This window comes from Moorena sp. SIO4G3 (genome assembly GCF_010692305.1).
Classification (GTDB): domain Bacteria; phylum Cyanobacteriota; class Cyanobacteriia; order Cyanobacteriales; family Coleofasciculaceae; genus Moorena; species Moorena producens_A.
In genome coordinates this window covers 1-24,439 of the sequence record NZ_JAAHIG010000108.1, presented here as the reverse complement: position 1 = coordinate 24,439, position 24,439 = coordinate 1, and the positions used below count along the sequence as shown (strand labels likewise).

Genomic DNA, 24,439 nt, shown 5'->3' with positions numbered 1-24,439 from the left:
AAATCAAGGAAAAAACGGTTGAAAGAATAACGAGTTCTAAAGGGATTAGGTGCGCCGTGTACTTGGAGACTTGTTCGCACGGTGCTTAGGGGGCGAAGCGGGGGTGACCCCGCCGACCTACCCGATACTGATTCTTCCATAATTTCCTCTGACAACAATCGACGGACTAACTCTTTGTCAAACCGTAAACCAGCCAATACATCCACACAGGCTGCTAAGTTTCCTCGTTGACCTTGTTCTTCAATTCTATCCACTTGGGCAACAACTTGCTGTAACAATTGATTAGGGTTATTGCTCCTGGCTAGAGTTGCCAAGGGTAACAAAGCCCGATTGGCTAACAGTGGTAATGGGTCTTGCTCCCACAGACGAATTACTCTATAACTATGCCAGGTGTTAGTATCCCTAAACTCATTAGTATATGCCATCTGTGAGGTCGTAGACTTTAGAAAAATGACCACCTGGTCAATCGAACATCGGTATTTACGTTGTAGTCTGACCCAGTAGTCCAACATCCGAAATGGTAATGGTGGCTCGGATGGGGGTAGGGTTTGAAATTCTAGGTGCAGAATTTGGTTTGTACTTTGCAGTAGACTCAGAGCATCAGCTTGAATGGGTTCACTACTCAATTCAGTTCTAAGTACCTGAATATCTCTAGGTTCTTCACCCAATAGCCAGTGAAAAAACTCCGATGGGTATTCTTCTGCTAAGTATTTACAGATATTATCGTAAGCCAAGGCAAATTGTTTAAAGTTAACACTATCTCAGACAGTGTAGTGAATCTGAACTAAAAAATTGATCGCACCTGGATCTTGTTTATGGATTCAAGTTATGATATTAGCTGGGATTTTAGTTAGATTTCTGTTGGAGCCAGTTGAGTAAGTCTTTGCTGGTTTTAAAATCCCAGATGGCTTCTGATAAACGCTCTAGCTCTTGATTCGTCAAAGCTTCGATTAATGCCATGATATTACTGGTTAGTTTGCCAAAACGGCGCTCAAGCTGTCGCACTATTACCCTTCTTTCCCCTTGTACTCGTCCCTGCATTATTCCCTGTTCTATTCCCTGTATTATTCCCTGTTCTATTCCCTGTATTATTCCCTGTTCTATTCCTTCCCGTTGAGCTAGACTCAATGCACCTCGCGTGTCTTCTAACACCATCTCCTGCTTGCGGAGTTTTTCCAATTCTGACACACTCAACCCCGCTTGATTGGCTATAGTTAAGGCTTTTTCTAGCTGTGGGATTTCCCTGAGATTATCAGGAATAATTTCTAAGCTGGGCGCTTCTTTGATAAAATATATCCACTTATCTATCACACTTTCTAACTCTTCCAGCTGTTTATTAAATTTGGGAAGTTCCACAAACACCATCGCTAATTCATTTTCCTGATAAGCGAAGCGCTCTTCTTTTTCTTGAAAGCAAAAACAGCTAATTACTTTCTGTGTTGATGGGAACAGTTTAAAATCGGTGATGGTTAAAGCAATGACTGGATTGAGATCGAAATATCCCTGTCCCGATTTTAGTTGATTCCCATAGGTTTTGCACAAGTTATACACGACTCGCTTCTCGAAAGCCTCTACATTCCAGATTTGCATTTCAATCAGCACAGTTGTTCGATCCTCTAATACTGCCTTAACATCCAGATAAGTGTCTTTTAACTCCACTACATCCCCGGCACTATAGGGGTCAAGGATTTCTAAATCCTGGATGACCGACTCTCCAGAGTATATCATGGCATTGAGGAAGGAAATCAGAATATCCTTACTTTCATCTGAGCCAAAGATTTTCTTGAAAGCAAAGTCAGTTTTGGGACTAATGAATCTCATGGTGTTAGCAGTTTATGAGGTAGAGTGGTTAGTCAATGTCTTTCCTAGGGAATCTCACGGACATCGTTTCAGTAATCATCCTAGCAAAATCCGTTGATATTCTAGTGTATCACCGGTCAGCATTTCTCTAAACTTAAAAGGAATGAACGGAAGAAATCAACGGGAGTCAAGCAGGATGATTGTTAAAAATACTAGCAACAATAATACTAGCAATACTAATAAGACTAATCAATCCAGTAATCATCAATGGGATCATGTTCGTGCAGCGTTGAAACGATTCTGGGGCTACGAAGATTTTCGACCTCCCCAAGGTGAAATTATTCGGATGATTTTAGAACAACGGGATGCTTTAATTGTTTTACCTACTGGTGGTGGTAAGTCGATTTGTTTTCAATTACCAGCTTTACTACAAACTGGATTAACATTAGTGATTTCTCCACTGGTAGCATTGATGGAAAATCAGGTGCAGGAATTGCGCGATCGCAAATTACCTGCTGCTCTGTTACATAGTGAATTACCTCGCTACCAACGGCAACAAACCCTTAAAGCTATCGAAAAGCAGCAACTGCGATTGCTCTATTTATCCCCAGAAACCCTACTCAGTGGACCAGTGTGGAAACGGTTGTGTCAGCCACAGCTTCAGATTAATGGATTGATTTTAGATGAAGCCCATTGTTTGGTTCAATGGGGTGATACCTTTAGACCCGCTTATCGCCGTTTGGGAGCAGTAAGACCAGCACTGCTCAAGTGTAAGCCCAAGGGAACAAAAATTGCGATCGCATCCTTTACTGCTACCGCTGACCCCAAGGCTCAACAAACCATCCGCAAAGTCTTGCAACTGCGACAACCCCAAACATTTTTAATTAGCCCCTATCGAGACAATCTTAACCTCCACGTCCAAACCGTCTGGACTCCCAAAGGACGCGAAACACGAGTATTGAACTATATTAAAGCCAGACCTAAACAAGCTGGTTTAGTCTATGTGCGTTCCCGAAAAGATAGTGAAGTATTAGCGCAATGGTTTACTTCCTTGGGATATTCCACCGCAGCTTACCACGCTGGCTTGGGTGCTCAGGAGCGTCGGAAAATTGAAGCCAGCTGGATTAGTGGTCAGACCCAATTTGTGGTATGTACCTGTGCCTTTGGCATGGGGATTAATAAGCCAGATGTACGCTGGGTGGTGCATTTCCAAGCACCTTTACTCTTATCGGAATATATTCAGGAAGTAGGTCGTGGCGGCAGGGATGGTAAACCAGCGGATGCTTTGACCTTAGTCAGTGAACCAACGGGATGGTTCAATCCAGAGGATAAGCAACGACAAGAATTTTTTGCCCATCAAATGCGATCGCAATACCAACAAGCTCAACAGTTAGCAAAGCAATTACCAGCCAAGGGAGAAGTAGCCAAAGTAGCCAAAGAATTTCCCAATGGTGCCATAGCCTTAGCACTCCTCGATAGTGCTGGTCAACTAGAATGGATTGATCCATTCCATTACCGGCAACACCGGTCTAGAAAATCTTCCTCCCTGGCACAGGTTAGTAATATCCAACAGCAAGCCCAGTCTCAGATGAATCAATACCTGAAAACTCGCCAGTGTCGTTGGCAATTTTTACTAAAAGCATTTGGTTTTACTCAAGAAGCGGTTGGTTTTAAATGCGATCGCTGTGATAATTGTTTATCCCATTGATCAATTGGATTAGCTAATTCGTCTTAGGTTTTAGGGAGTAGGGAGTAGGGAGTAGGGAGTAGGGAGTAGGGCAAGAGAGGGAAGGGTGGGGAGATGGGGAGATGGGGAGATGGGGAGATGGGGAGTAATTGTGCTTGTTTTAGGCTACCTTAAAATAAGCTGTCGCGCATTTAAACGACCTTGTCTTGATGCAGCCCCTCCCCATAAGCGACTGCATCAAGACACAGCTTATTCAATTTTTATTTTTTATATTCCTGTAATTCCTTTAAATAATTATTTAGTCTAAACAGACTATATATTCCTACGACTGTACCAATTGGAAAACTCAACAGATTCACGCATGCCGCAATCCAGTTAGCAGTATTTGGCTTGGTGCGCTGATAGAAGAATCCTGCGATTATATTAACAATTCCAAACCCAAGTAGAAATATATGCATGGCGATAGTGAAGAAAATTATCCAACTATCACATGCATCTCCTCGGAAAGGTTCATTAATACATAATGAAGGACGCATCTGGATGATATATCTCGAAAAATCGAAATAAATACGAAATATGAACAATCCAAAGAAGAAATAAATGCCGCCCCAAATATAGTGAAAGATACTCAGGCACTTGAAACGTTTCATAGAGTTCTCTCCATTATCTTGTAATCATTCAGCTAATGCGCTACGCGCACGCTGTCTTGATGCAGTCCCTCCCCACTCGCGCTTGGGATCAAGACAACAGGTAAGCATTCATTTAATCTGAGTTACCTCAAGCGCGTCGTTCGCACAGCGTGGCCATTCGCGTAGCGTGGCCTTTGGCCAAGGCCAAAGCCTGTGCCACAAAGCTGTTCGGGTAGCGTGAGCTAAAAGCTCAGGGCTGACGGCTGAATGCTTACTATATAATATTTACTACTGCTCGAAAGTTCCCGATTCCCGATTCCCGATTCCCAATTCCCGATTCCCGATTCCCGATTCCCGATTATTAATTCTCACTTCTTAATTCTTAATTCTTAATTCCTCTAAAAAACCTTCTATCCGCTGCCAAACCTTCTCCAACAAATCAGGAGAATCAGCATCAAACCATTCAATCTCAGGATAAGCCTTAAACCAAGTCCGTTGACGTTTAGCAAATTGGCGAGTGTGGACAACAGTTAACTCTCTGGCCTGCTCAAGGGATAAGTTACCAGCAAGATAATCTTTAATTTCCCGATATCCCAACGTATCCAGTAACGGTAAATTCCAACCATACTTCTGAGCAATAGTTTCCACCTCAGCCACAAATCCTGCTGCTAACATTTGGTCAGTACGCTGAGCAATCCGCTGGGTAATAGTTTCAGAATCCCGACATTCCAAACCAATCTGGAGAATTGGATAATTAGGAGGATTCTCTCCCTGCTGCTGTGATATCGGAATTCCAGTTACATAAAATACTTCCAATGCCCGCAATGTCCGCACTTGGTCATTGGGATGAATCTTCTGAGCAGCAACAGGGTCAATCTGTTGAAGGAAATGATAGAGCTGAGCTTGACCAAGAGCAGCTAGTTGCGGACGCAAATCTTCCTGAGGCGCAACCCGAGGAATTTTTAACCCCCGCACTACCGATTTGATATATAAACCAGTACCACCAACTAGGAAAAGAGGGTTATTGTTTAAATCTGCCTGATCTACCCGGTCTTCCCTGTGTTCGCTAGCTATAATTTCCTGGGCTTGCTGTTGATAATCAGCTACAGTTAAGGTTTCGGTTGGGTCACAGATGTCGATCAGATAATGGGGTACCTGCTGTTGTTGAGCCAGTGTCGGCTTAGCGGTTCCAATATCAAATTCTCGGTAAACCTGACGAGAATCAGCATTAAGAATTATTGAACTAACCCGCTGTGCTAATGCTATCCCTAGACTCGATTTACCTGTGGCTGTAGCACCGCAAATTACTATTACTGCTGAGTGCTCAGTGTTGAGTTTTGAGTTTTGAGCGGAGGGCTGTTTCATCTTCGATTGTGGCATTTGGGACTAACTCGACCACTGACACACTGACACCATCATACCCTATATAGTTAATCCCCTATAGAAATAACCTATGAAAATGGGCTGTGGTCGCCTATAAGGCTTTTGTGTTACAATCTTTGGGTGTTTTATCATTTTTGATAAATCATAGCCTTTCAAAGCTTTTAACGGAAAACCCCGAAAGATTATGACGAGTAGTTACAGTGCCGATCAGATTCAAGTTCTAGAAGGTCTCGAACCGGTGCGGAAACGCCCAGGGATGTACATCGGGACCACTGGACCTAGGGGTCTCCATCATCTAGTCTACGAAGTTGTAGACAATTCCATCGATGAAGCGCTGGCTGGGTATTGTACTCACATTGAAGTTGATATCAATAGCAATGGTTCCGTAACCGTTACCGATGACGGACGAGGGGTTCCTACAGACACCCACCCTACCACAGGGAAATCAGCACTGGAAACCGTAATGACCGTACTTCATGCCGGTGGTAAATTTGGTGGTGGCGGCTATAAAGTCTCTGGAGGATTGCACGGTGTTGGTGTTTCCGTAGTCAATGCTCTGTCTGAGTGGGTAGATGTAACGGTGTGGCGGGAGAAAAAAGAACATACCCAGCGCTATGAGCGGGGTGTGCCCATGACTGAACTACTCGTCAAGCCCTATAAAAAGGCCCACACTGGTACCTCAGTAAACTTCAAGCCAGATACCGAAATCTTTACTGGCGGTATTGAGTTTGATTACACTACCTTATCCGGACGTCTCCGAGAACTGGCTTACCTGAATGCTGGTGTTAAAATTACCTTCTCAGACCATCGCCTGGAAGAACCCAGAGTAGAAACCTATCACTACGAAGGAGGGATCCAGGAATATGTCGCTTACATGAACCGAGAAAAGCACGCCCTACACGAGGAAATTATCTATATACAAGGGGAACGCAAAAGTATCCAAGTGGAAGTGGCACTACAATGGTGCATTGATGCCTATAGTGATAATTTGCTGGGTTTTGCTAACAATATTCGCACCATTGATGGTGGTACCCACTTGGAGGGGCTCAAGACAGTCTTGACCCGAACCATGAATGCGATCGCACGCAAGCGCAATAAACTCAAAGAAAGTGAGTCTAACCTAGGTGGTGAGAATATCCGAGAAGGATTAACTGGGGTGATTTCTGTCAAAGTCCCAGAGCCAGAATTTGAAGGTCAAACCAAAACTAAACTGGGGAATACAGAAGTAAGGGGCATAGTAGATTCCCTAGTTGGGGAAGTCTTGACTGAATACCTGGATTTTCGTCCCCAAGTAGTCGATACTATTTTAGAAAAAGCCATTCAAGCCTATAAAGCTGCAGAAGCTGCTCGTCGTGCTCGTGAATTAGTGCGGCGCAAGTCAGTACTAGAGTCTTCTCCCTTACCCGGTAAGTTAGCCGATTGTAGTTCTCGGGACCCAGGGGAATCAGAGATATTTATCGTTGAGGGGGATAGTGCAGGGGGATGTTTTTCTGGAGAGACACAGGTTGCCCTGGCTGATGGACGGTCTTTGAGCTTCAAAGAACTTGTAGCTGAACAAGCTATGGGTAAAGAGCATTTTTGCTACACGATTACCAATAACGGCAGCATCGGAATAGAACGGATTATCAATCCCAGAATGACCAAAGCCAATGCTAAAGTCATCAAACTTACCTTAGATAACTCAGAAACCATTATTTGCACTCCCGATCACCGCTTCATGTTGCGGGATGGTACTTATAAGCCAGCAGTATCTCTGACTCCTGATGATTTACTAATGCCTCTGTATCGCCCACTGGCAGAAATCAAGAAACAGGCAAACATTAAAACGCAAAACAAAGAAGCCTATTCCGCTTTTGGGGGTAATCAGACACAGGTTTGTGAAGCTGTTGCTAACTATAACAGCGTTGCTGAATTGAAGTATGAATTCCCGTACGTTGGGTTGTCGTCAAGCCCCCTAAATCCCCCAACTTTGGGGGACTTTAAGAGTTTTGTTCCCCCCAAAATTGGGGGGCTAGGGGGGCAAAATCATACCCAAAATCAGCAAAGCCACTATAACTACCAAGTTGTTTCGATTGAACCCCTAGAACAATTGGTAGATGTCTATGATATCGAAGTGCCTCATACCCATAATTTCGCTCTAGAGAGTGGGGTGTTTGTCCACAACAGTGCTAAACAAGGACGCGATCGCCAATTCCAAGCCATTCTCCCCCTGCGTGGTAAAATCCTCAACATTGAGAAAACTGATGATGCCAAAATTTACAAGAACACAGAAATCCAATCCCTAATTACAGCTCTAGGGCTAGGGATAAAAGGAGAAGAATTCGATCCTTCCAATTTACGCTACCACCGCATCGTAATAATGACTGATGCTGATGTGGATGGCGCTCACATCCGTACTTTATTACTAACCTTCTTCTACCGCTATCAACGAGCCCTTGTAGACCAAGGCTACATCTACATCGCCTGTCCTCCCTTATATAAACTAGAACGAGGTCGCAACCATAACTATTGTTATAGCGATCGCGAACTACAAGAGCGGATTAGCCAATTTCCTGAAAACGCTAACTATAACATCCAACGATTCAAAGGATTAGGTGAAATGATGCCACAGCAGTTGTGGGACACCACCATGAATCCAGAAACTCGCACCATGAAGCAAATCGAAATCGAAGATGCTGCTGAAGCTGACAGAATCTTTACTGTACTCATGGGAGACCGGGTTGCTCCTCGCCGCCAATTCATTGAAACCTATGGCGCTCGACTCAATCTAAACGATTTAGATATTTAGTGGCGTAGGGTGCGTTAGGGACGGGCGATCCCTTATTTCCTCGGTAGTAAATGTTAAGAAAATCCGTCCCGTAACGCACCACCCAAACCGCAAAAATGAGATGCACCCATTATGTTTACCTCATAGCTATGAAAAACGCTGTACAAAAGTTTTGGTATCATTATTATTAATAGGTATAGAAGATTAGTCTAGCGGTTTTTAGAGGATATCTGAAAAGTTTTTTGATACTGAATTTTGCCCCCCTAGCCCCCCAACTTTGGGGGGAACAAGAGCCAATTTGCTTCTAAAAGTCCCTTTCGGTGCGCTTTCCAATGGGCGAGTAAATCGCCCTTGGGTCGCACCGCAAAATTGGGGGATTTAGGGGGCTTATATGTAGCAAATTCTACTTCTCAGACAACCTCTTAGTATAATCAGGTACACAGGCTTTTTTCCCTATTCCCTATTCCCTATTCCCTATTCCCTATTCCCTATTCCCTGCTCCCTACTCCCTTATAGTAAATCAAGCCATGGTTACCGCAATTCCAGCTAACCAAATTACCCTCTACGATTTAAGAGTAAAATTTGGCTTAGAGCGCACCGATGATGAGCAATTCTTTCAGGAGTGGCAAAATGATTTACCAGAACTAACAGAATTAGAAAAAAAAGAGCTAAAGGAAATAAAGAAAGACTATCTCCACTTATCAGAGCGCCCAATGGTGGAAACTATCGTCAAAATGGTAGTACTTTCCCCATTATTGAAACTAGCTGGTTTTTATCGTCCTCCCTTTTATATTACTGCTGAAAAAGTCGTAGAAATTACTTCCGAAGATCAAGAAACAATTATTACCGGAAGACTTGACCTACTGATCTATACTCCTGAATTTTGGGTATTAGTCATCGAAGCCAAACGAGCCGATTACTCCCTGGAAGTTGGCATCCCCCAAGCACTAAGTTATATGCTAGGGAATCTTGAATCAGAAAGACCTGCTTTTGGATTTATCACCAATGGGCCAGATTTTATTTTCCTAAAACTCAGCAAAGACAATACACCAAAGTATGGTGAGTCAGATTCATTTTCTCTTCGGAATAAGACAGGCTTGGAGCAGGTTCTCAAAATCCTAAAGCGGTTTAATCAGTTAGTGAGGCAATAACCAAGTCCAGTAGGGTGTGTTAGGGACCGGCTCGCACTGATTTTCCGCCTGTTAATGTTGGGATAGCCCGGCCCGTAACGCACCGCCAGTCCAGTAGTCCAGTAGGGTGTGTTAGGGACGGGCTCGCACTGATTTTCCGTCTGGTAGTGTTGGGACAGCCCGTCCCGTAACGCACCGCCAGTGTTGGGAATTTCATTATAATAATCAAAGTATGGCCAAAGATATTTTCCACAATACAGTTAAAACAGCTCTACAAAAAGATGGTTGGCTGATTACTCACGATCCCTATCAACTGCGCTAGCGATGCAGCGCGGTCTTGGGGAGGCAGCGCGGTCTTGGGGGTTCCCCCCATGAGCGACTGCCGTGGTTTCCCCCATGAGCGACTGCATCAAGACACGGCATGGCTGATATCTATATCGATCTGGCTGCGGAAGAAGCGATCGCTGCTGAGAAAGAAGGTTCTAAAATAGCAGTGGAGGTTAAAAGCTTTGTCCGTGGCTCAACTATCTCTCAATTTCACACCGCTCTTGGTCAGTTTCTTAACTATCGGATTGCCTTAGAAATCTCTGATGAGCCAGAACGCATTTTGTATCTGGCGATTCCCAAAGATACCTACCAAATGTTCATTCGATTTGAACCTGCCAAAACTGTGATTGAACGATATGAAGTCCGATTAATTGTTTACGATCCGAATCATGAGGTTATTGACCAATGGATAAATTAGATCAATATCGTCAGATTACCTGCGAATTTTTAGAAAGCTTTGCCAGTTATGATCTCAATGCTCAACTTATCTTTGATAGAGAACGGGATCGTTATTTGGTTTTCCATAATGAATGGCGTAATGAGTACCGCATCTATGGTTGTGCCATGCATCTTGAGCTGATCGAAGGTCAAATCTGGATACAGCACAATAGTACTGAGATTTATATCGATAGTGAATTGATTGAACGGGGTGTTTCTCCCAAAGATATTATACTGGGATTTCGCTCTCCCAGCGTCCGCCAACGTATTGCTGCTGCGATGGAAGACTAGTGTTGGAACCGCCCTTCCGAAAATTCCCACAGGCTGGAAGCCTGTTCCACGGAACCTAACCAGATTTTAACTAACAGCAAACTCAGTAAATTTGCGAACATCTGGAGGATGAAAAGCTAAAACAATATCACTTTTTGGAATACCTGCTGCTACTAAATCATTAGCAATGCCGTCTTCAGTATTGTCACATTGAATCCAAATTTTAGAATTAAGAATTTCAACATGAATCAAACAACTATGAAGATGCTCTTGGTTATTCCATCCTTCAGAAATAATTAAATATTGGTCTGTGTCTTGATGCAGTCGCTCATGGGGGAAACCCCCAAGACCGCGCTGCATCGCTTTCTCGGTCAAATGCTGCATGGTTATCGATGTTCACATTAGAGTAATCAATGTTAAGATAAGGGGTTAAGGTTTGACAAATAATTTTGCGATAGTTTTCTAATTTATCCATTTTATAATCACCTCCTCACTCAACTCCGTATATTGAGCAATATCCTTCAGGGGTAACCCTGCTGCTTTCATCCGTTTAGCAACCTGGTGTTTTACCTTAAGTGTACCTTGTTCGATAGCGGCCTGTTTTAGACCTTCAAGTCTACCTTGTTTAAAACCTTCCTGAATACAGGTTTGAACAACACTATACATATCCCGGTAGACCTTCAGGCTATCATAGTACAGGGCTTGCTCTGTTGGTGAGAAATTGGCAATCTCGGCCACTTTAAAGAGCTGGGCAAACACATCTCCTGGAAAGGATTCAGGGGGAGCCTTAAATTCACCGAGATGCTTCAATAAAAATAACCACTTGTCAAAATGGGTTTCTAATTGATTAACCGATTTAGTAAATTTCGGTAGTTCAATATAGATAAATTTTAACTTATCGTAGAACAGTTCACTGTGGTGATTGTTTAGCTCTACCAAATGCAACAGTTCTGGATTGTCCTTATGGTCATTAAAAATAAAATCCAGAATACCAACGGTGTAGACTGCGGTTAGCTGATCATCCCAATTTCCCTGTTGCGCCTGTTCTTGGATGGGAAATGTGCCATAGTAGACACTGGGGTCTTTGAAAAAATTGTGGTCTGCTTTTTGGATTTCCACCATGAACCGTTCACCGGTTGTGCTCTGACAATAACTATCAAAAATCGCTCTTCTGTTCACTAAGGTGTTGCCAAAGAATTCCGGAGTCTTAATGGTGACATCCTGAATCTGATGGTGGGCAGGTAACAGAGTATTCAAGAAGTCGATCAACAGTGCTTTGTTGGACTGAGTGCCAAAGACCCGCTTAAAGCCGAAATCCGTAAGCAGATGAATGTATTTATCTCGCCAGGGGAACACCATATCAAAAAGCCTAGATAAAGGGTAAGCTATTAGCTATTAGCTTATGGGCTATGGGGATGGTTGAGGAAAAAACTGTTTTGAATAAAATTTGAGTTAAGTCAGCCTATCAACACCGATCCCCCTCCCGTCCCCCGCGCGGAAGGGGGAAGCCAGAGCCAGATCCGTGATTGTTCCCCCCTTGCTAAGGGGGGTTAGGGGGGATCTCCAGGAATTGAACTTTCTTAACCGAGTATCTGAACCTCAACCGTGAGTATTTGAATACCGTGGTTGAGCCTCAGAGCCTCAACCTTGAGTATTTGAAGATAAACCTTGAGTATTTGAAGATAAACGTTGATGATTTGAATACCGTGGTTGAGCCTCAGAGTCTCAACGTTGAGTATTTGAAGATAAACGGTGAACCTCTGAACCTCAACGGTGAGCCTCTGAACCTCAACCTTGAGTATTTGAATACCAACGTTGAACCTCTGAACCTCAACCTTGAACCTCTGAACCTCAACATTGAACCTCTGAACCTCAACGTTGAACCGATTCCCGACTCCCGATTCCCGATTCCCGATTCCCGATTACCTATTCCCGACATACCCTTAACTTATCTTTAGCTCCAGGATTCCTAACAAAGTAATCTTCCAGCAAGTCACAGCCCCGACGCAGCAGCTCACCTAAACTTTCAACCTTCCAAATTCTGACAGTGCCGTCCCCTGAAGCAGTGGCCAGGGTCTTTCCATCCGGGCTGAATGCTACACTATTTACCCAGTCCTGATGCCCGGTGAGCAGGGCTAAGGTATTGCCCTGTAAGTCCCAAATTCTGGCAGTACCGTCTGCTGAACCAGTGGCCAGCTTCTGTCCATTGGGGCTGAAGGCTACACTCCACACCTTGTCCTGATGCCCGGTGAGTACGGCTAATGGATTGCCCTGTAAGTCCCAAATTCTGGCAGTGCCGTCTGCTGAACCAGTGGCCAGCTTCTGTCCATTGGGGCTGAAGGCTACACTATTTACCCTGGATTGATGCCCAGTGAGCACGGCGATTTGATTGCCGTAGTTGTCCCAAAGTCTGGCAGTGTTGTCCCATGAAGCCGTGGCCAGCCTCTCTCCATCCGGGCTGAATACTACACTCGTTACCGAGTCCTGATGGCCTTTGAGTGTAGCGATTTGATTGCCGTGGTTGTCCCAAATTCTAGCAATCATGTCCCGTGAAGCAGTGGCCAGCTTCTGTCCATTGGGGTTAAAGGCTACACTATTTACCCTGGACTGATGCCCTCTGAGTACGGCGATTTGATTGCCCTGTAAGTCCCAAATTCTGGCAGTGCCGTCTGCTGAACCAGTGGCCAGCTTCTGTCCATTGGGGCTGAAGGCTACACTATTTATCCTGGACTGATGCCCGGTGAATACGGCGATTTGATTGCCCTGTAAGTCCCAAATTCTGGCAGTGCCGTCTGCTGAACCAGTGGCCAGCTTCTTGCCATTGGGGCTGAAAGCTACACTATTTACCCTGGACTGATGCCGGGTCAGCAGAGCTAATTGATTGCCCTGTAAGTCCCAAATTCTGGCAGTTTTGTCCCCTGAAGCAGTGGCCAGCCTCTTTCCATCCGGGCTGAAGGTTACACTTAATACCCAGTCCTGATGCCCGGTGAGCAGAGCGATTTGATTGCCCTGGTTGTCCCAAATTCTGGCGGTGTTGTCAACTGAAGCCGTGGCTAGGTTCTGACCATCCGGGCTGAAGGCTACACTTAATACCCAGTTTTGATGCCCGGTGAGCAGAGCGATTTGATTGCCCTGGTTGTCCCAAATTCTGGCGGTGTTGTCAACTGAAGCCGTGGCCAGGTTCTGACCATCCGGGCTGAAGGCTACACTTAATACCCCGTTCTGATGCCCGGTGAGCAGAGCGATTTGATTGCCCTGGTTGTCCCAAATTCTGGCAGTGCCGTCAACTGAAGCCGTGGCCAGCCTCTGTCCATCCGGGCTGAAGACTACACTATTTACCCTGAACTGATGCCGGGTGAGCAGGGCGATTTGATTGCCCTGGTTGTCCCAAATTCTGACAGTGCCGTCTGCTGAACCAGTGGCCAGCCTCTGTCCATTGGGGCTGAAGGCTACACTTGTTAGCCACTCCTTATGCCCTGTGAGCAGGGCGATTTGATTGCCCTGTAAATTCCAAATTCTGGCAGTGCCGTCAACTGAAGCCGTGGCCAGCCTCTGTCCATTGGGGCTGAAAGCTACACTCCTTACCGAGTCCTGATGCCCTGTGAGCAGGGCGATTTGATTGCCCTGGTTGTCCCAAATTCTGGCAATGGCGTCTCCTGAAGCCGTGGCCAGCCTCTGTCCATTGGGGCTGAAGGCTACACTCCATACCGAGTCCTGATGCCCGGTGAGCACAGCCCCTTTTCGGAATTTACTAATAGTTTGCTGGAGGGCATATAGAGGACTGGTAGTAGGATATTCCTTCAGGGGGCGACGATCTGTCACTATCTTAAATAGATCTCGCCCTTTCTCCATGGCCTCATACAAAAGCCTTTCCCCTCTTGTATTGGTGCCGTAGTAAACATTATTATCCGGTAACTGTCGTAAAATACTGAGGGCTTTCCGTTCTAGTCGTGTCACTAATTTGGCTTCTGCTAACAACGCTTCCGCTTTCTGTTTGGCCTCGGCTAATATCTCACTAGCCTCTTTCTCAGCCGCCAAAGCCTTTTGGACTTCTCCCTTATCTAAAACCTGACTAGCTCTCAAGAACTGGGAATCCAAATCGCTCAAGGCTTTTCCCTTCGACCATTGTTCCGCCAGCTCTAATGCTTTCCCCCGCAACAATCGAGAGTCATCGTTACACCCAGAATCAACCCAAGCGGTAAACGCCTCAGAGTAAGGACGTAGTCTGGCCAATTCTGTCTTAACCCAATCGGAATTGAAAACCTCCCCATAAATCCGGTTGTTAACTTCCAAACAGCCATGACGCTCAACCACCAGCCCCGATAACCTTAATTCCGTCTGTTCTTCACTGCCATCAGCAGCTAGACAACCGTGATCCAACACTTGCTGATACAAACCCAATAACATACCAGCCCGTTGCTCATTTCTGAGAATGCGATCGCGTATAGTCTTCAAATGCTCCTGTTCATCCTGGGCTTCCCAATTGTCAATGATCTGCCTACGCACTATCTGGTCTACCGAAATACTATTGCCCGATTCCCAGGTCTGGAGCACCAAACGACACAACCGCTGAGTCAGAAACGGTTGTCCTCCCGTCCAGTTTACTATCTCACCTAACACCTGTTCAGGATTATTAACTTTACCTACCAAACCCGGAACCAAAGGCTGTTTGGCCTCCTGAAAGGTAAACCCAGTCAACTGAATATCCTGACCAATATTAAACGGAGTGCGTTGTTTATCCTGAATTAAATCTGCTGCAGTTGCCACCCCCAGCAAACAAAAGGTGAGACGATTGTAAACTGGCTTTTCCGCTCGTTGATTGTAACAGGCTCTAATTAACGCAAAGAAATCATCTTTAAACTTAACTTTAATAATACTATCAATTTCATCCAGAAAAATAACAATCTTTCCTGGAATACGAGTTAACACAATCTGCTCAATAAACTTACTTAAGCACAATACCGGGGAGATTTTAGCACGCTCCTCTAACCAACTGTCTTCATCAAATGTTCCAGAAAGCTCGAAATCATCCATCAATAACATCATCAAACTTTCATACCACATCGACACCGTGATGTCTTCTCTACCAATCACTGTCAGATCAATAGACGCGCAAGCAAATCCCTCTTCTTTTAAGCGTTTTATCGTTCTTACCCGCAAACTCGACTTACCCATCTGTCGGGAATTCAGCACATAACAAAACTCCCCAGCCATCAATGCTTGATAAAGCTCGTCATCCGCTTGTCGGGTCACATAAGTCGGTTCATCCTGAGGTAAACTACCTCCTACTTTGTAGATTGTTGAGTGTTGATTGGTCATGGTTGGAAAGGGAACAGGGAATAGGGAACAGGGAATAGGGAGCAGGGAGCAGGGAGCAGGGAGCAGGGAATAGGGAATAGTGAAAAAATCCTGTATACCTGATATAGAGTTTATCGCAGTTATGAGGTAAGCTTTTCAACCTCAAAGTCCCCCTTATTAAGGGGGATAATGGGGGATCTATATGAGATACGCTTTTCAACCTCAAAGTCCCCCTTATTAAGGGGGATAATGGGGGATCTATTTGTACCTCATAGGAAATAGAATTCCTATATTTTTCCTCATTGTTATCGTACTTCCTACTCTATTGATAATAATCATATTCCCCCTACTCCCTATTATTGCCTCTTGCCTCTTGCCTCTTGCCTCTTGCCTCTTGCCTACTCCCTACTCCCTACTCCCTACTCCCTACTCCCCAAAATGCGATCGCTAAAATACAGACGATACAAATTAGATATCAAACTACAATCATTGCCATAGCGTTGCACCAATCCCATACTTTCCAACTTGCGAGTGATAGTAGCATCCAGGCGCACCGGTTTAGTTGTACTAACTAATAATTTAACAGCGTCCAGCAATTCCGGATGCTCTTGAATACTAGTTAAGAGTTGACGGAGATGACTGCCATAAATTCCGGCTTCTGTCGGGGCATTAGTCAAAAGGGTATCCAGTGTGTTGTCTGCTGCTTGGTGATTCTTGAGATAATCAAAGGCTTGGGACAATAAATCAGGATGTCCCCCCACCATTGCCATCAGTTTCCTTACTGAATCCCCAGACAAATTCAACCCATAAGCCTGAGCAAAGCTCGTAACCTGCTGTTCAGTAAACTCTAGTAATTCTATCTGTAATCCCACATTAAAGGGCGACTGTTCAGTAGGTAAGCTAACATAAACTTCCGTAGCATAAACCACAATCAACCGTAATTTTTTCCAAACCTCCTTACTCTTAGCATCTTCATGCCAACTACGCAGCAACGTCAGAAACCCTTCAGCCACCTCTTGATGAGAAAAGACTTGCTCTACTTCATCCAAACACAAAACTACTGGACTATCTAAAGACTTTAATAAATACTGCTCTAAGTATCGTTTGCAGTTTACCTTGCTGGCTAAACGCTTTTTCCAATAACTGTCTAACTGATCTGGCAATCCTAAGTTGTCAGACACTCGTACACAAAACGATTGTAAAAAGCTATCCAAATTAGTGAAAGGTAGCTCATTCATATTTAAATAAACCTGAGCATAACCCTGTTTTTCACTATGGGCGATAATCTGCTGAATCAGTAAGGTTTTGCCCATCCGTTTCGGTGCTTTAATCCGAATTAACGCTCCCGGTTTAACAATTTCCTGATAACAACGACCTTCAATAGGTGGGCGCTCAATATATATCTCTTGATTTGCTCTAGGTCGAAGCGATAAGTTGCACTCGTTTAATACTTGAGCAGCCACTAACTCAGGCTTATAGGTATTAACGATTTCAACTAACTCACAACGACAATTATAACCGTTAGCTTCAATATCAAAATCTTTATATAGATTAGAAATATGCTTTCTTCCCGTAGATATATCATTGACCTTTAGCACCTCGTCTCTGATTTCTTGATCTGTCTTGCCACCAACCACTGCCTCTAACACTTGTCGCCTTTTCCAGGGCATGGTCTTGAATTTTTCCTCGAAGGCTTCTTTACTAATCATAGGCTATCGCTGGTTGTGCCGTAGGTATTCCTATAGTTAGTTTAGAGTATTATTGATTAGTTGAGCGAGATTGATACAAGAAGTTCACAAGGTTTGTTTATCAGTGAAAAAATAATCACAACGATTGTCTGTGAGCGTCACCAATGTGAAGTGCCATGAAGTAACCTGAAGTTTTTTCCACACTCCACACACTTCCCTATTGCTCCCTGCTCCCTGCTCCCTGCTCCCTACTCCCTTACATACAAAAAAATCGGTCAAAGTTTGGTTAACCAATGCTTGACCGAATTCTATAATATAAACCACTACAATTAAATCTTAGCGTATCAGCCATCAGCTTATCAGCTATCAGCTTATGGGTTAGGTCACAGGCTAGAAGCCTGTGCCACAAACCTGACTACTGACCACTTACCTCAGCAACGATTCAAAACAACAACATCCTAACTCAGTAAACTAACCTCCACAAAACAAGTTTCACTCATAGTCGCCAGGGGGGCAAAACCCTGGCAAATTACTATCCTAGTCTACGTAAAAATAGCGAATCAAAAAAGTCATAATCTCATCAGGCTTCCCCGTAGGTTCGGGAGTGCTCCACTCGTTGGGATAGGCGTATTTAAGGCCATAAAGGGCAATAATTGTCTTCCAAACTTTTTCAGGAGAACCGATCAAGACGAGCTTGACTTTCTTAGGTTTGCGACCAGAGTTTTCTGGGGTGTTCTTGTCATCGGAGTTAGGTGGAATGTTCTTGGTCATGAATCGTGACTCCTGTAAATGGCTCATATTATTAATATAGTTATAAATTAATAACTTGTCAAGGGATTTAGATTTTTTTTTATTACGAAATATCGATAAGTTTTGGGAGTAAAATGAATCGTAGGGTGGGCAGTGCTTCCTAGAAAATTTTCAGCTTATAATATGCTTTATTGGCACTGCCCACCAGCAGTAAAATTCATCGTAGGGTGGGCAGTGCTTCCTAAGAATTTCCCAGATTGTAGTCAGTTAAATCGGCACTGCCCACCAGCATAAAATTAATTGTAAAATAGAGCAAAATAAATCGTAAGGTGGGCAGTAATAATACCAAGTCCAAAGCTTACCATCGGGATGATACTTACTGCCCACCCTACATCAACTAGTTTTTGTCTATATTTTTGATAAAATTCATCGTAGGGTGGGCAGTGCTTCTTAAGAATTTTCCAGATTGTAGTCAGTTAAATCGGCACTGCCCACCAACATAAAATCAATGGTAAAATATAATAAAATAAATCGTAAGGTGGGCAGGAATCATACCAAGTCCAAAGCTTACCATCGGGATGATACTTACTGCCCACCCTACATCTACATCAACTAGTTTTTGTCTATATTTTTGATAAAATTCATCGTAGGGTGGGCAGTGCTTCCTAAGAATTTTCCAGATTGTAGTCAGTTAAATCGGCACTGCCCACCAACATAAAATCAATGGTAAAATAGAAAAAATAAATCGGAATGTGGGCAGGAATCATACCAAGTCCAAAGCTTACCATCGGGATGATACTTACTGCCCACCCTACATCTAAATCAACTAGTTTTTTTCTATATTTTTGATAAAATAAATCGTAGGGTGGACAGTGCTTCCTAGATTTTTTTAAGGTTGTAGAAAGTTAAATCGGCACTGCCCACCAACATAAAATTAATTGTAAAATAGAGTAAAATAAATCGTAATGTTGGCAGTAATAATACCAATTCCAAAGCTTACCATCGGGATGATACTTACTGCCCACCCTACATCAACTGCTATTGTAAAATAGAGTAAAATTAATCGTAAGGTGGGCAGTAATAATACCAATTCCAAAGCTTACCATCGGGATGATACTTACTGCCCACCCTACATCAACTGCTCCCTGTTCCCAGATCCGCTGTTCCCTGTTCCCTTTGCTAGCAATCCTCAGCTCGCCTTTCGTTGCAACTGGTGCATATGATTAAACAACTTCCAGCAATACTCCTCCGATAGCCCACAGGTAACAGCACCCCGGAGTACCACCTGGAAATACCAATCATTAGGAGCCATTTCCCGGTCTAACTTATTCACCACCACATAAGTCCGAACGCCCTGATACAACTTATTTTGACAGTGGACATTTACCATTTCCTGTCGGTAGATACTGTGAGGCACACCTTCCCGCAGATCCAAAGCTTCACTCACCCGCCAAGGTAAATGATACAACACTCCTTCAACCCTTGAGCCAGGAGTTTTCACCACATCTAGCGTGCCACAATTACGACTTGGAGATTTGCTGTAAAAACCAATATGATACTCTTTGAGAGTAGCAGTACCAATCACAAAATTATGGGTATCTTCCCTAAGCGATCGCTTTAAATCTACTGGACACATACAAGAACCATAAGCAAAATAGTAAAAGCCTGACTCTGTGTGACGTTGGTGTTTTCTGTCCGTGTTGAGCTGGGCAGTTGACATACGCAATACTAATTCCTAACTTATATCTGAATCTTGGCAAATAAAACCTTATTCTATCGAACAGTCGAGTAGTGGGAAGTGTCAACAAACACGTTTCAGCAAAAAGAAATCCCACTGTTTCAGTCAGTGGGACAATTATTGAACAATTATTGAAAAGCAAGCTATGCAGAGCTTTGCCTTTTAGATCAGCTTAGATCAGCATTGCCTATTGCTAGCATGCCTATTGCCTTGTCTTGACCAAGGTTTATGAGACTTATGCAAGAGGTCTATTGTATTGATTCCATAACAATTTCAGATCAGACCCCTGCTCGAGAACCTATCGATAACTCAGGATCATTACTCAACTTACCGTTTTGCATGGCTGAATACAGTCGGTTAAGCGCATTCACATAGGCTTGTGCTGAAGCCACAATAATATCCGTATTCGCCGCATAACCCGAATAGACCCGTTCATTGTGCCGCAAACGAATAGTCACTTCCCCAAGAGCATCAATGCCTGCTGTTACCGATTGCACGGAAAACTCAATCAGTTCATTAGGCACATTCACCACCCGATTAATGGCCTTGTACACCGCATCCACCGGACCAGTACCAATAGCAGCATCACTAAGTTCGTCACCGGTAGGTGTTCGCAGCGTAATCGTAGCCGTAGGATTAGCACGATCCCCACAGGACACCTGCACCAACTCTAAGTGGAACACTTCCGGTGCCTGGTAAATTTCATCATTAACAATGGCTTCTAAATCCCAATCCGTAATCTCCTTCTTCTTATCTGCCACCTCTTTGAAGCGAACAAACGCCTTATTCAGGTCATTATCCGACAACTCATAGCCCAACTCCTTGAGGCGAGAACGGAAAGCATTGCGACCCGATAGTTTACCCAGTACAATCTGATTTTCCTTTAACCCAATCGACTCGGCATCCATGATTTCATAGGTCAGCTTATGCTTAAGTACCCCATCCTGGTGAATACCAGACTCATGAGCAAACGCATTCGAGCCCACGATCGCCTTATTCGGCTGCACCAACATCCCGGTAAGACTCGAAACCAGACGGGATGTCTTGTAAATCTGACGAGTATCAATAGTGCTTAGGGGTTCCTTCGACTCTGGGGGGCGTCCGAAGAAAGGATTGAAATACTGACGGCGGACATGTAATGCCATTACCAACTCTTCCAAAGCCGCATTACCAGCCCGTTCTCCAATACCATTAATCGTGCATTCCAGTTGCCTGGCACCATTTTTCACAGCTTCCAGGAAATTAGCCACTGCCAGACCTAAATCATTATGACCATGGACAGAAATAATAGCCCGGTCAATATTGGGAACATTTTCCTTAATGCCACGAATCAAACCACCAAATTCGCTTGGGGTAGTGTAACCTACAGTATCAGGAATATTAACCGTAGTCGCCCCCGCATCAATTACCCGTTCTAGGACTTCGTAGAGATACTCGGGATCGCTGCGCCCTGCATCCTCCGGGGAAAATTCCACATCATCCACAAAAGACTTCGCATAAGCCACCATTTCTGGCGCAATCTCTAACACTTCCTTTCTAGTCTTCCTCAGTTTGTACTCCAGATGAATATCCGAAGTGGCAATGAAAGTGTGAATACGGGCATTAGCTGCCGGTTTGAGGGCATTCGCCGCCGCCTTGATATCATCACGACTTGCCCGTGCTAGACCACAAATCGTTGGTCCAGATTCTATGCCCACAGCTTCAGCAATTTTTTGCACCGCCTCAAAATCCCCAGGACTAGCGTAGGGAAAGCCTGCTTCAATCACATCTACTCTCAATCGTGCCAGTTGGTGAGCAATAATCAGCTTCTCATCCACATTCAGGGTTGCTCCAGGAGATTGTTCCCCATCCCGGAGGGTAGTGTCAAAAATGATAATGCGTTCTGATTGAGGTTGCTGGTTCATAACTAACTCGATTGGTTGATAGTCAGTGATTTGAAGAGAACGGTCGTCAGTCAACTAGACCGACAGTTTGCTTTGTTTATAATTATAACTATGAATCAATTTTTTCAATTTGATCACGGACATCATTTAGATCAATATAACGGTCAGTGGCATTCCTCAGTTCCCTAGCAATCATCCCTTCTGTGGAAACCACCGTAATATGAGTATTTTTAGAACGCAGTAATTCAATTGCTCGTTCAAAATCTCCATCTCCACTAAACAAGATAACTTTGTCATACTGTTCCACAGTATTAAACATATCCACAACAATTTCTATGTCTAAATTAGCCTTTTGTGAATAGCGACCCGAGTTATCATCATAATATTCCTTTAAAATTTTAGTACGAACCGTGTATCCTAGACTAATTAGAGCATCTCGGAACCCCCGCTGGTCTTGAGGATCTTTGAGTCCGGTGTACCAAAATGCATTAACTAGAGTAATACCAGGCTCGTTTTTAAAGTAGTCTAAAACCCGCCTAGGATCAAAAAACCACCCATTCTTTTGTTGGGCGTAAAACATATTATTGCCGTCTACAAAAATAGACATACGTTTCAGTGGACAATGCATATTTACTTAAACCTAACAATTTTCTATATAATCTTTAATATAATTTTTTATTCTAGCAGTTTTTAGCTAGTAAATTAGTAATTACCTAAGACTTAACTAGTTAGTGGTAATTAGTGATTTGATTACTACTGATAGAGATGACTTATTTGTACTTACCTAGTGAAAGAGTAAGCAATAGGGGGATAATTTCAGGATTTTGAGGATAGGATGCCAAATTTACCCTCCTCTGTCTTGGTGCGCGTTCCTATCGCGTTCGCGGAGTGGCGACCTAGTAGTTGGGAACCTCGGGCCTTGTCGCACCACTTCAGTTAAGTTCTAGGGAGAAGGGTAGCAACTCAGATCGAAACAATCAGAAGTATCAAAGTAGTGGTAGTTTAACGGGACTGGCAAGCTTTTGCGCAAGCAACATACCTAACCTGTTGCTTGCTTTGGGTAGTGCCACAGTTCCTCAAAGCAAGCAACGTGAACCGGTGGGGAAAATTACAGATAAGAGCACCAGTCACTCCAACTCCCAGCATAGAGCTTGCCAGTGTTAATTCCTGCCAATGCCAGGGAGAAGAGATTGACACAAGCGGTTACACCAGAACCACAATAAACTAGAATTTCTTGTTTGTTCTCCAGCTCAGTCCAGCGCTGTTGTTGGGATGCTAATGGTTGCAAATAACCATTGGTGTCCGTGACACCATGCCAAGGGTAGTTGATGGCACCAGGAATGTGACCGGCAACAGGGTCAATCGGTTCTCGTTTACCTAAATAGCGATCGCTTTCCCTAGAATCTACCAACGCCACCTCTGGCAGATCTTTACGTACTTTCACAGTATTAATATCCACCACCCAATCAGAGCGCAACTGTTGTACAAATATTCCTGGTTTTGTGGTAGGCTCTTGATCAGATACTGGATACCCTTGGGAATGCCATCGGGTCCAACCCCCATCCAGCAACGCCACTTGGTCGTGTCCCAAGTAGCGCAGCAGCCACCAAAAGCGGGATGCAAACGCAAAACGGGAATCATCATAGGCAATCACTAGGGTTTTTCGGAAATTAACACCAATCCCTGCTAATTTCTGGGCTAACTTCCCAGGTTCAGGCAAAGGATGACGCCCACCATGACGCTCTACTGGTCTCGAAAGGTCTTTATTCAAATCGAGATAGTGAGCGCCAGGGATATGGCTAACTTTATACTGTTCATAGCCCAGGTTTGGATCAGATAGAGCAAAACGGCAATCGACAATTACGATGTGGGGATCATCAAGATGATCACTCAGATACTGACCAGAAACTATAAAAGCTTGTTCCGTCATGTGACATCACGGATTATAAATTTTAGTATTGATTTAGGACAAATAAGCTTTAGCGATATCAAGTGAGTCCAAGGATTTACGCTCCTAGGACTCTCTTCAAACAAAACAAATTAACGTTTGCTTGTTTGCTTGAGATATTAAGTTGGTAGTGCTTGGTTTACAGGGATAAAAACCCCCAGCCATCCGCTGTCAGATTTTCATCCCTATTTATCCCGCTTTTGGCGGCGGCGATCGCGCCACTCAGCAGCAGTTAGATAAATGATTCCTCCGCTGACCACCACTAATAATCCAGCGGCAGCAAAGAACAACATAGTGATTACGGGATTTTCCACGATACTGTTAAAATCCGTTACGACCCCAGACAACCATTGAGATTGACCAAGTGAACAAAACCAGTACAGAAACCCAGCCTAGTGTCAGAATATCCATAGCAATATATAAAAAAATTATCCAATAACTCCAAATCTTATAATAATTCAATTTGACACCGCCACCTCCTGTAGAAGTGGAATTCGTTTGGGAATTATCTAGTTATAGGGTTAGCCCCCCCGTCTTTGACCAAAGCTGATTATCCAGAGTCTGGCTAGGTTTCAGGTGAAGAGTATTTTACCTGGACAGGGGATAGTGTGACAGTTACTAAACTGTCCACAGATTGCTTCAAGAAAACTTGTGATGATCACCTGATCCTTAGATTCAACTTGTCCATAAAGTTGAATCTAAG

The 24,439-nt window shown here is 44.0% G+C and carries 24 protein-coding genes and 1 pseudogene; 8 read left to right on the top strand and 17 right to left on the bottom strand.

The features are described from left to right. Together F6J99_RS19875 and F6J99_RS19870 are read right to left on the bottom strand one after the other, a co-directional pair. Positions 1 to 734: hypothetical protein (locus F6J99_RS19875; protein ID WP_293114586.1), on the bottom strand; the 734-nt coding region annotated here is incomplete at its 3' end. Positions 735 to 846: 112 nt separating this feature from the next. Then, positions 847 to 1,821: an Rpn family recombination-promoting nuclease/putative transposase gene (locus F6J99_RS19870; RefSeq protein WP_293114584.1), complete on the bottom strand. Its 975-nt coding sequence runs from the start codon at positions 1,819 to 1,821 to the stop codon at positions 847 to 849. Positions 1,822 to 1,963: 142 nt separating this feature from the next. On the opposite strand from F6J99_RS19870, the gene F6J99_RS19865 reads away from it, so the two are divergent. After that, positions 1,964 to 3,508: an ATP-dependent DNA helicase RecQ gene (locus F6J99_RS19865; protein WP_293114582.1), complete on the top strand. Its 1,545-nt coding sequence runs from the start codon at positions 1,964 to 1,966 to the stop codon at positions 3,506 to 3,508. A gap of 85 nt (positions 3,509 to 3,593) precedes the next feature. Beyond that, positions 3,594 to 3,794, top strand: coding sequence for a hypothetical protein (locus tag F6J99_RS19860; protein WP_293114580.1), 201 nt, complete (start codon positions 3,594 to 3,596; stop codon positions 3,792 to 3,794). A gap of 697 nt (positions 3,795 to 4,491) precedes the next feature. Here F6J99_RS19860 and miaA read toward each other — a convergent pair. Next, positions 4,492 to 5,481 carry a tRNA (adenosine(37)-N6)-dimethylallyltransferase MiaA gene (gene miaA / locus F6J99_RS19855; protein ID WP_293114578.1) on the bottom strand — a complete coding sequence of 330 codons (990 nt, stop codon included), beginning with the start codon at positions 5,479 to 5,481 and terminating at the stop codon, positions 4,492 to 4,494. Positions 5,482 to 5,683: 202 nt separating this feature from the next. Here miaA and gyrB point away from each other — a divergent pair, with 202 nt between their 5' ends. From gyrB to F6J99_RS19835, 4 genes and pseudogenes are all read left to right on the top strand, one after another. Continuing rightward, on the top strand, positions 5,684 to 8,287 hold the full coding sequence (gene gyrB, locus F6J99_RS19850) for a DNA topoisomerase (ATP-hydrolyzing) subunit B (protein WP_293114576.1): 2,604 nt from the start codon (positions 5,684 to 5,686) through the stop codon (positions 8,285 to 8,287). Between the two features lie 506 nt (positions 8,288 to 8,793). After that, on the top strand, positions 8,794 to 9,417 hold the full coding sequence (locus F6J99_RS19845; RefSeq protein ID WP_293114574.1) for a type I restriction endonuclease: 624 nt from the start codon (positions 8,794 to 8,796) through the stop codon (positions 9,415 to 9,417). A gap of 211 nt (positions 9,418 to 9,628) precedes the next feature. After that, positions 9,629 to 10,141, top strand: a pseudogene (locus tag F6J99_RS19840) (XisH family protein). Then, the gene (locus F6J99_RS19835) at positions 10,129 to 10,452 is read left to right on the top strand and encodes a XisI protein (protein WP_293114572.1); all 324 of its coding nucleotides are present in this window, start codon (positions 10,129 to 10,131) and stop codon (positions 10,450 to 10,452) included. The pseudogene F6J99_RS19840 and the gene F6J99_RS19835 overlap by 13 nt, the downstream one beginning before the upstream one ends. Before the next feature lie 66 nt (positions 10,453 to 10,518). Here F6J99_RS19835 and F6J99_RS19830 read toward each other — a convergent pair whose 3' ends face one another. The 3 genes from F6J99_RS19830 to F6J99_RS19820 are packed head-to-tail and all read right to left on the bottom strand — an operon-like array spanning position 10,519 to position 11,790. After that, a complete protein-coding gene (locus F6J99_RS19830; RefSeq protein ID WP_293114570.1) occupies positions 10,519 to 10,815 on the bottom strand; it encodes a XisI protein in 297 nt (98 codons plus the stop codon). Beyond that, entirely contained in the window at positions 10,760 to 10,906 is a 147-nt protein-coding gene (locus tag F6J99_RS19825) for an element excision factor XisI family protein (protein WP_293114568.1), read from the bottom strand. Before F6J99_RS19825 ends, F6J99_RS19830 begins: the two co-directional genes overlap by 56 nt. Then, a complete protein-coding gene (locus tag F6J99_RS19820) occupies positions 10,894 to 11,790 on the bottom strand; it encodes an Rpn family recombination-promoting nuclease/putative transposase (RefSeq protein WP_293114566.1) in 897 nt (298 codons plus the stop codon). Before F6J99_RS19820 ends, F6J99_RS19825 begins: the two co-directional genes overlap by 13 nt. Positions 11,791 to 12,053: 263 nt before the next feature. Here F6J99_RS19820 and F6J99_RS19815 point away from each other — a divergent pair, with 263 nt between their 5' ends. After that, positions 12,054 to 12,389 carry a hypothetical protein gene (locus F6J99_RS19815; protein WP_293114564.1) on the top strand — a complete coding sequence of 112 codons (336 nt, stop codon included), beginning with the start codon at positions 12,054 to 12,056 and terminating at the stop codon, positions 12,387 to 12,389. Here F6J99_RS19815 and F6J99_RS19810 read toward each other — a convergent pair. Continuing rightward, positions 12,358 to 15,750 (bottom strand): AAA-like domain-containing protein, encoded by a 3,393-nt coding sequence (locus F6J99_RS19810; RefSeq protein ID WP_293114562.1) that lies wholly within the window; start codon positions 15,748 to 15,750, stop codon positions 12,358 to 12,360. The two genes, F6J99_RS19815 and F6J99_RS19810, sit on opposite strands and share 32 nt — an antisense overlap. After that, positions 15,710 to 15,889 carry a hypothetical protein gene (locus F6J99_RS19805; RefSeq protein WP_293114560.1) on the bottom strand — a complete coding sequence of 60 codons (180 nt, stop codon included), beginning with the start codon at positions 15,887 to 15,889 and terminating at the stop codon, positions 15,710 to 15,712. Before F6J99_RS19805 ends, F6J99_RS19810 begins: the two co-directional genes overlap by 41 nt. 165 nt (positions 15,890 to 16,054) lie before the next feature. On the opposite strand from F6J99_RS19805, the gene F6J99_RS19800 reads away from it, so the two are divergent. Continuing rightward, a complete protein-coding gene (locus F6J99_RS19800; protein ID WP_293114558.1) occupies positions 16,055 to 16,180 on the top strand; it encodes a hypothetical protein in 126 nt (41 codons plus the stop codon). Here F6J99_RS19800 and F6J99_RS19795 read toward each other — a convergent pair. From F6J99_RS19795 to petN, 9 genes are all read right to left on the bottom strand, one after another. Next, positions 16,149 to 17,438 (bottom strand): AAA-like domain-containing protein, encoded by a 1,290-nt coding sequence (locus F6J99_RS19795; RefSeq protein WP_293114556.1) that lies wholly within the window; start codon positions 17,436 to 17,438, stop codon positions 16,149 to 16,151. The genes F6J99_RS19800 and F6J99_RS19795 overlap by 32 nt on opposite strands. A 516-nt stretch (positions 17,439 to 17,954) precedes the next feature. After that, a complete protein-coding gene (locus tag F6J99_RS19790; RefSeq protein ID WP_293114554.1) occupies positions 17,955 to 18,188 on the bottom strand; it encodes a hypothetical protein in 234 nt (77 codons plus the stop codon). A gap of 644 nt (positions 18,189 to 18,832) precedes the next feature. Further along, positions 18,833 to 18,955 carry a hypothetical protein gene (locus tag F6J99_RS19785; RefSeq protein WP_293114552.1) on the bottom strand — a complete coding sequence of 41 codons (123 nt, stop codon included), beginning with the start codon at positions 18,953 to 18,955 and terminating at the stop codon, positions 18,833 to 18,835. A 401-nt stretch (positions 18,956 to 19,356) separates the two neighbouring features. After that, a complete protein-coding gene (locus F6J99_RS19780) occupies positions 19,357 to 19,887 on the bottom strand; it encodes a gamma-glutamylcyclotransferase (RefSeq protein WP_293114551.1) in 531 nt (176 codons plus the stop codon). Between the two features lie 296 nt (positions 19,888 to 20,183). After that, positions 20,184 to 21,809, bottom strand: coding sequence for a 2-isopropylmalate synthase (locus F6J99_RS19775; RefSeq protein WP_293114588.1), 1,626 nt, complete (start codon positions 21,807 to 21,809; stop codon positions 20,184 to 20,186). A gap of 88 nt (positions 21,810 to 21,897) precedes the next feature. After that, positions 21,898 to 22,416: an NYN domain-containing protein gene (locus tag F6J99_RS19770; protein WP_044495347.1), complete on the bottom strand. Its 519-nt coding sequence runs from the start codon at positions 22,414 to 22,416 to the stop codon at positions 21,898 to 21,900. A gap of 480 nt (positions 22,417 to 22,896) precedes the next feature. Continuing rightward, the gene (locus F6J99_RS19765; RefSeq protein WP_293114550.1) at positions 22,897 to 23,718 is read right to left on the bottom strand and encodes a sulfurtransferase; all 822 of its coding nucleotides are present in this window, start codon (positions 23,716 to 23,718) and stop codon (positions 22,897 to 22,899) included. Positions 23,719 to 23,921: 203 nt separating this feature from the next. Further along, positions 23,922 to 24,050 (bottom strand): hypothetical protein, encoded by a 129-nt coding sequence (locus F6J99_RS19760; RefSeq protein ID WP_267876490.1) that lies wholly within the window; start codon positions 24,048 to 24,050, stop codon positions 23,922 to 23,924. A 7-nt stretch (positions 24,051 to 24,057) separates the two neighbouring features. Then, a complete protein-coding gene (petN, locus tag F6J99_RS19755; RefSeq protein WP_010871354.1) occupies positions 24,058 to 24,147 on the bottom strand; it encodes a cytochrome b6-f complex subunit PetN in 90 nt (29 codons plus the stop codon). Positions 24,148 to 24,439 lie beyond the last annotated feature (292 nt).

Excerpts from the sequence above, each read along its gene's own strand:
- F6J99_RS19870 (WP_293114584.1), bottom strand. The coding sequence starts at position 1,821 with ATGAGATTCATTAGTCCCAAAACTGACTTTGCTTTCAAGAAAATCTTT.
- F6J99_RS19865 (WP_293114582.1), top strand. The coding sequence starts at position 1,964 with ATGAACGGAAGAAATCAACGGGAGTCAAGCAGGATGATTGTTAAAAAT.
- miaA (WP_293114578.1), bottom strand. The coding sequence starts at position 5,481 with ATGAAACAGCCCTCCGCTCAAAACTCAAAACTCAACACTGAGCACTCA.
- gyrB (WP_293114576.1), top strand. The coding sequence starts at position 5,684 with ATGACGAGTAGTTACAGTGCCGATCAGATTCAAGTTCTAGAAGGTCTC.
- F6J99_RS19845 (WP_293114574.1), top strand. The coding sequence starts at position 8,794 with ATGGTTACCGCAATTCCAGCTAACCAAATTACCCTCTACGATTTAAGA.
- F6J99_RS19835 (WP_293114572.1), top strand. The coding sequence starts at position 10,129 with ATGGATAAATTAGATCAATATCGTCAGATTACCTGCGAATTTTTAGAA.
- F6J99_RS19830 (WP_293114570.1), bottom strand. The coding sequence starts at position 10,815 with ATGCAGCATTTGACCGAGAAAGCGATGCAGCGCGGTCTTGGGGGTTTC.
- F6J99_RS19825 (WP_293114568.1), bottom strand. The coding sequence starts at position 10,906 with ATGGATAAATTAGAAAACTATCGCAAAATTATTTGTCAAACCTTAACC.
- F6J99_RS19820 (WP_293114566.1), bottom strand. The coding sequence starts at position 11,790 with ATGGTGTTCCCCTGGCGAGATAAATACATTCATCTGCTTACGGATTTC.
- F6J99_RS19810 (WP_293114562.1), bottom strand. The coding sequence starts at position 15,750 with ATGACCAATCAACACTCAACAATCTACAAAGTAGGAGGTAGTTTACCT.
- F6J99_RS19795 (WP_293114556.1), bottom strand. The coding sequence starts at position 17,438 with ATGATTAGTAAAGAAGCCTTCGAGGAAAAATTCAAGACCATGCCCTGG.
- F6J99_RS19790 (WP_293114554.1), bottom strand. The coding sequence starts at position 18,188 with ATGACCAAGAACATTCCACCTAACTCCGATGACAAGAACACCCCAGAA.
- F6J99_RS19785 (WP_293114552.1), bottom strand. The coding sequence starts at position 18,955 with ATGGTAAGCTTTGGACTTGGTATGATTCCTGCCCACATTCCGATTTAT.
- F6J99_RS19780 (WP_293114551.1), bottom strand. The coding sequence starts at position 19,887 with ATGTCAACTGCCCAGCTCAACACGGACAGAAAACACCAACGTCACACA.
- F6J99_RS19775 (WP_293114588.1), bottom strand. The coding sequence starts at position 21,809 with ATGAACCAGCAACCTCAATCAGAACGCATTATCATTTTTGACACTACC.
- F6J99_RS19770 (WP_044495347.1), bottom strand. The coding sequence starts at position 22,416 with ATGCATTGTCCACTGAAACGTATGTCTATTTTTGTAGACGGCAATAAT.
- F6J99_RS19765 (WP_293114550.1), bottom strand. The coding sequence starts at position 23,718 with ATGACGGAACAAGCTTTTATAGTTTCTGGTCAGTATCTGAGTGATCAT.
- petN (WP_010871354.1), bottom strand. The coding sequence starts at position 24,147 with ATGGATATTCTGACACTAGGCTGGGTTTCTGTACTGGTTTTGTTCACT.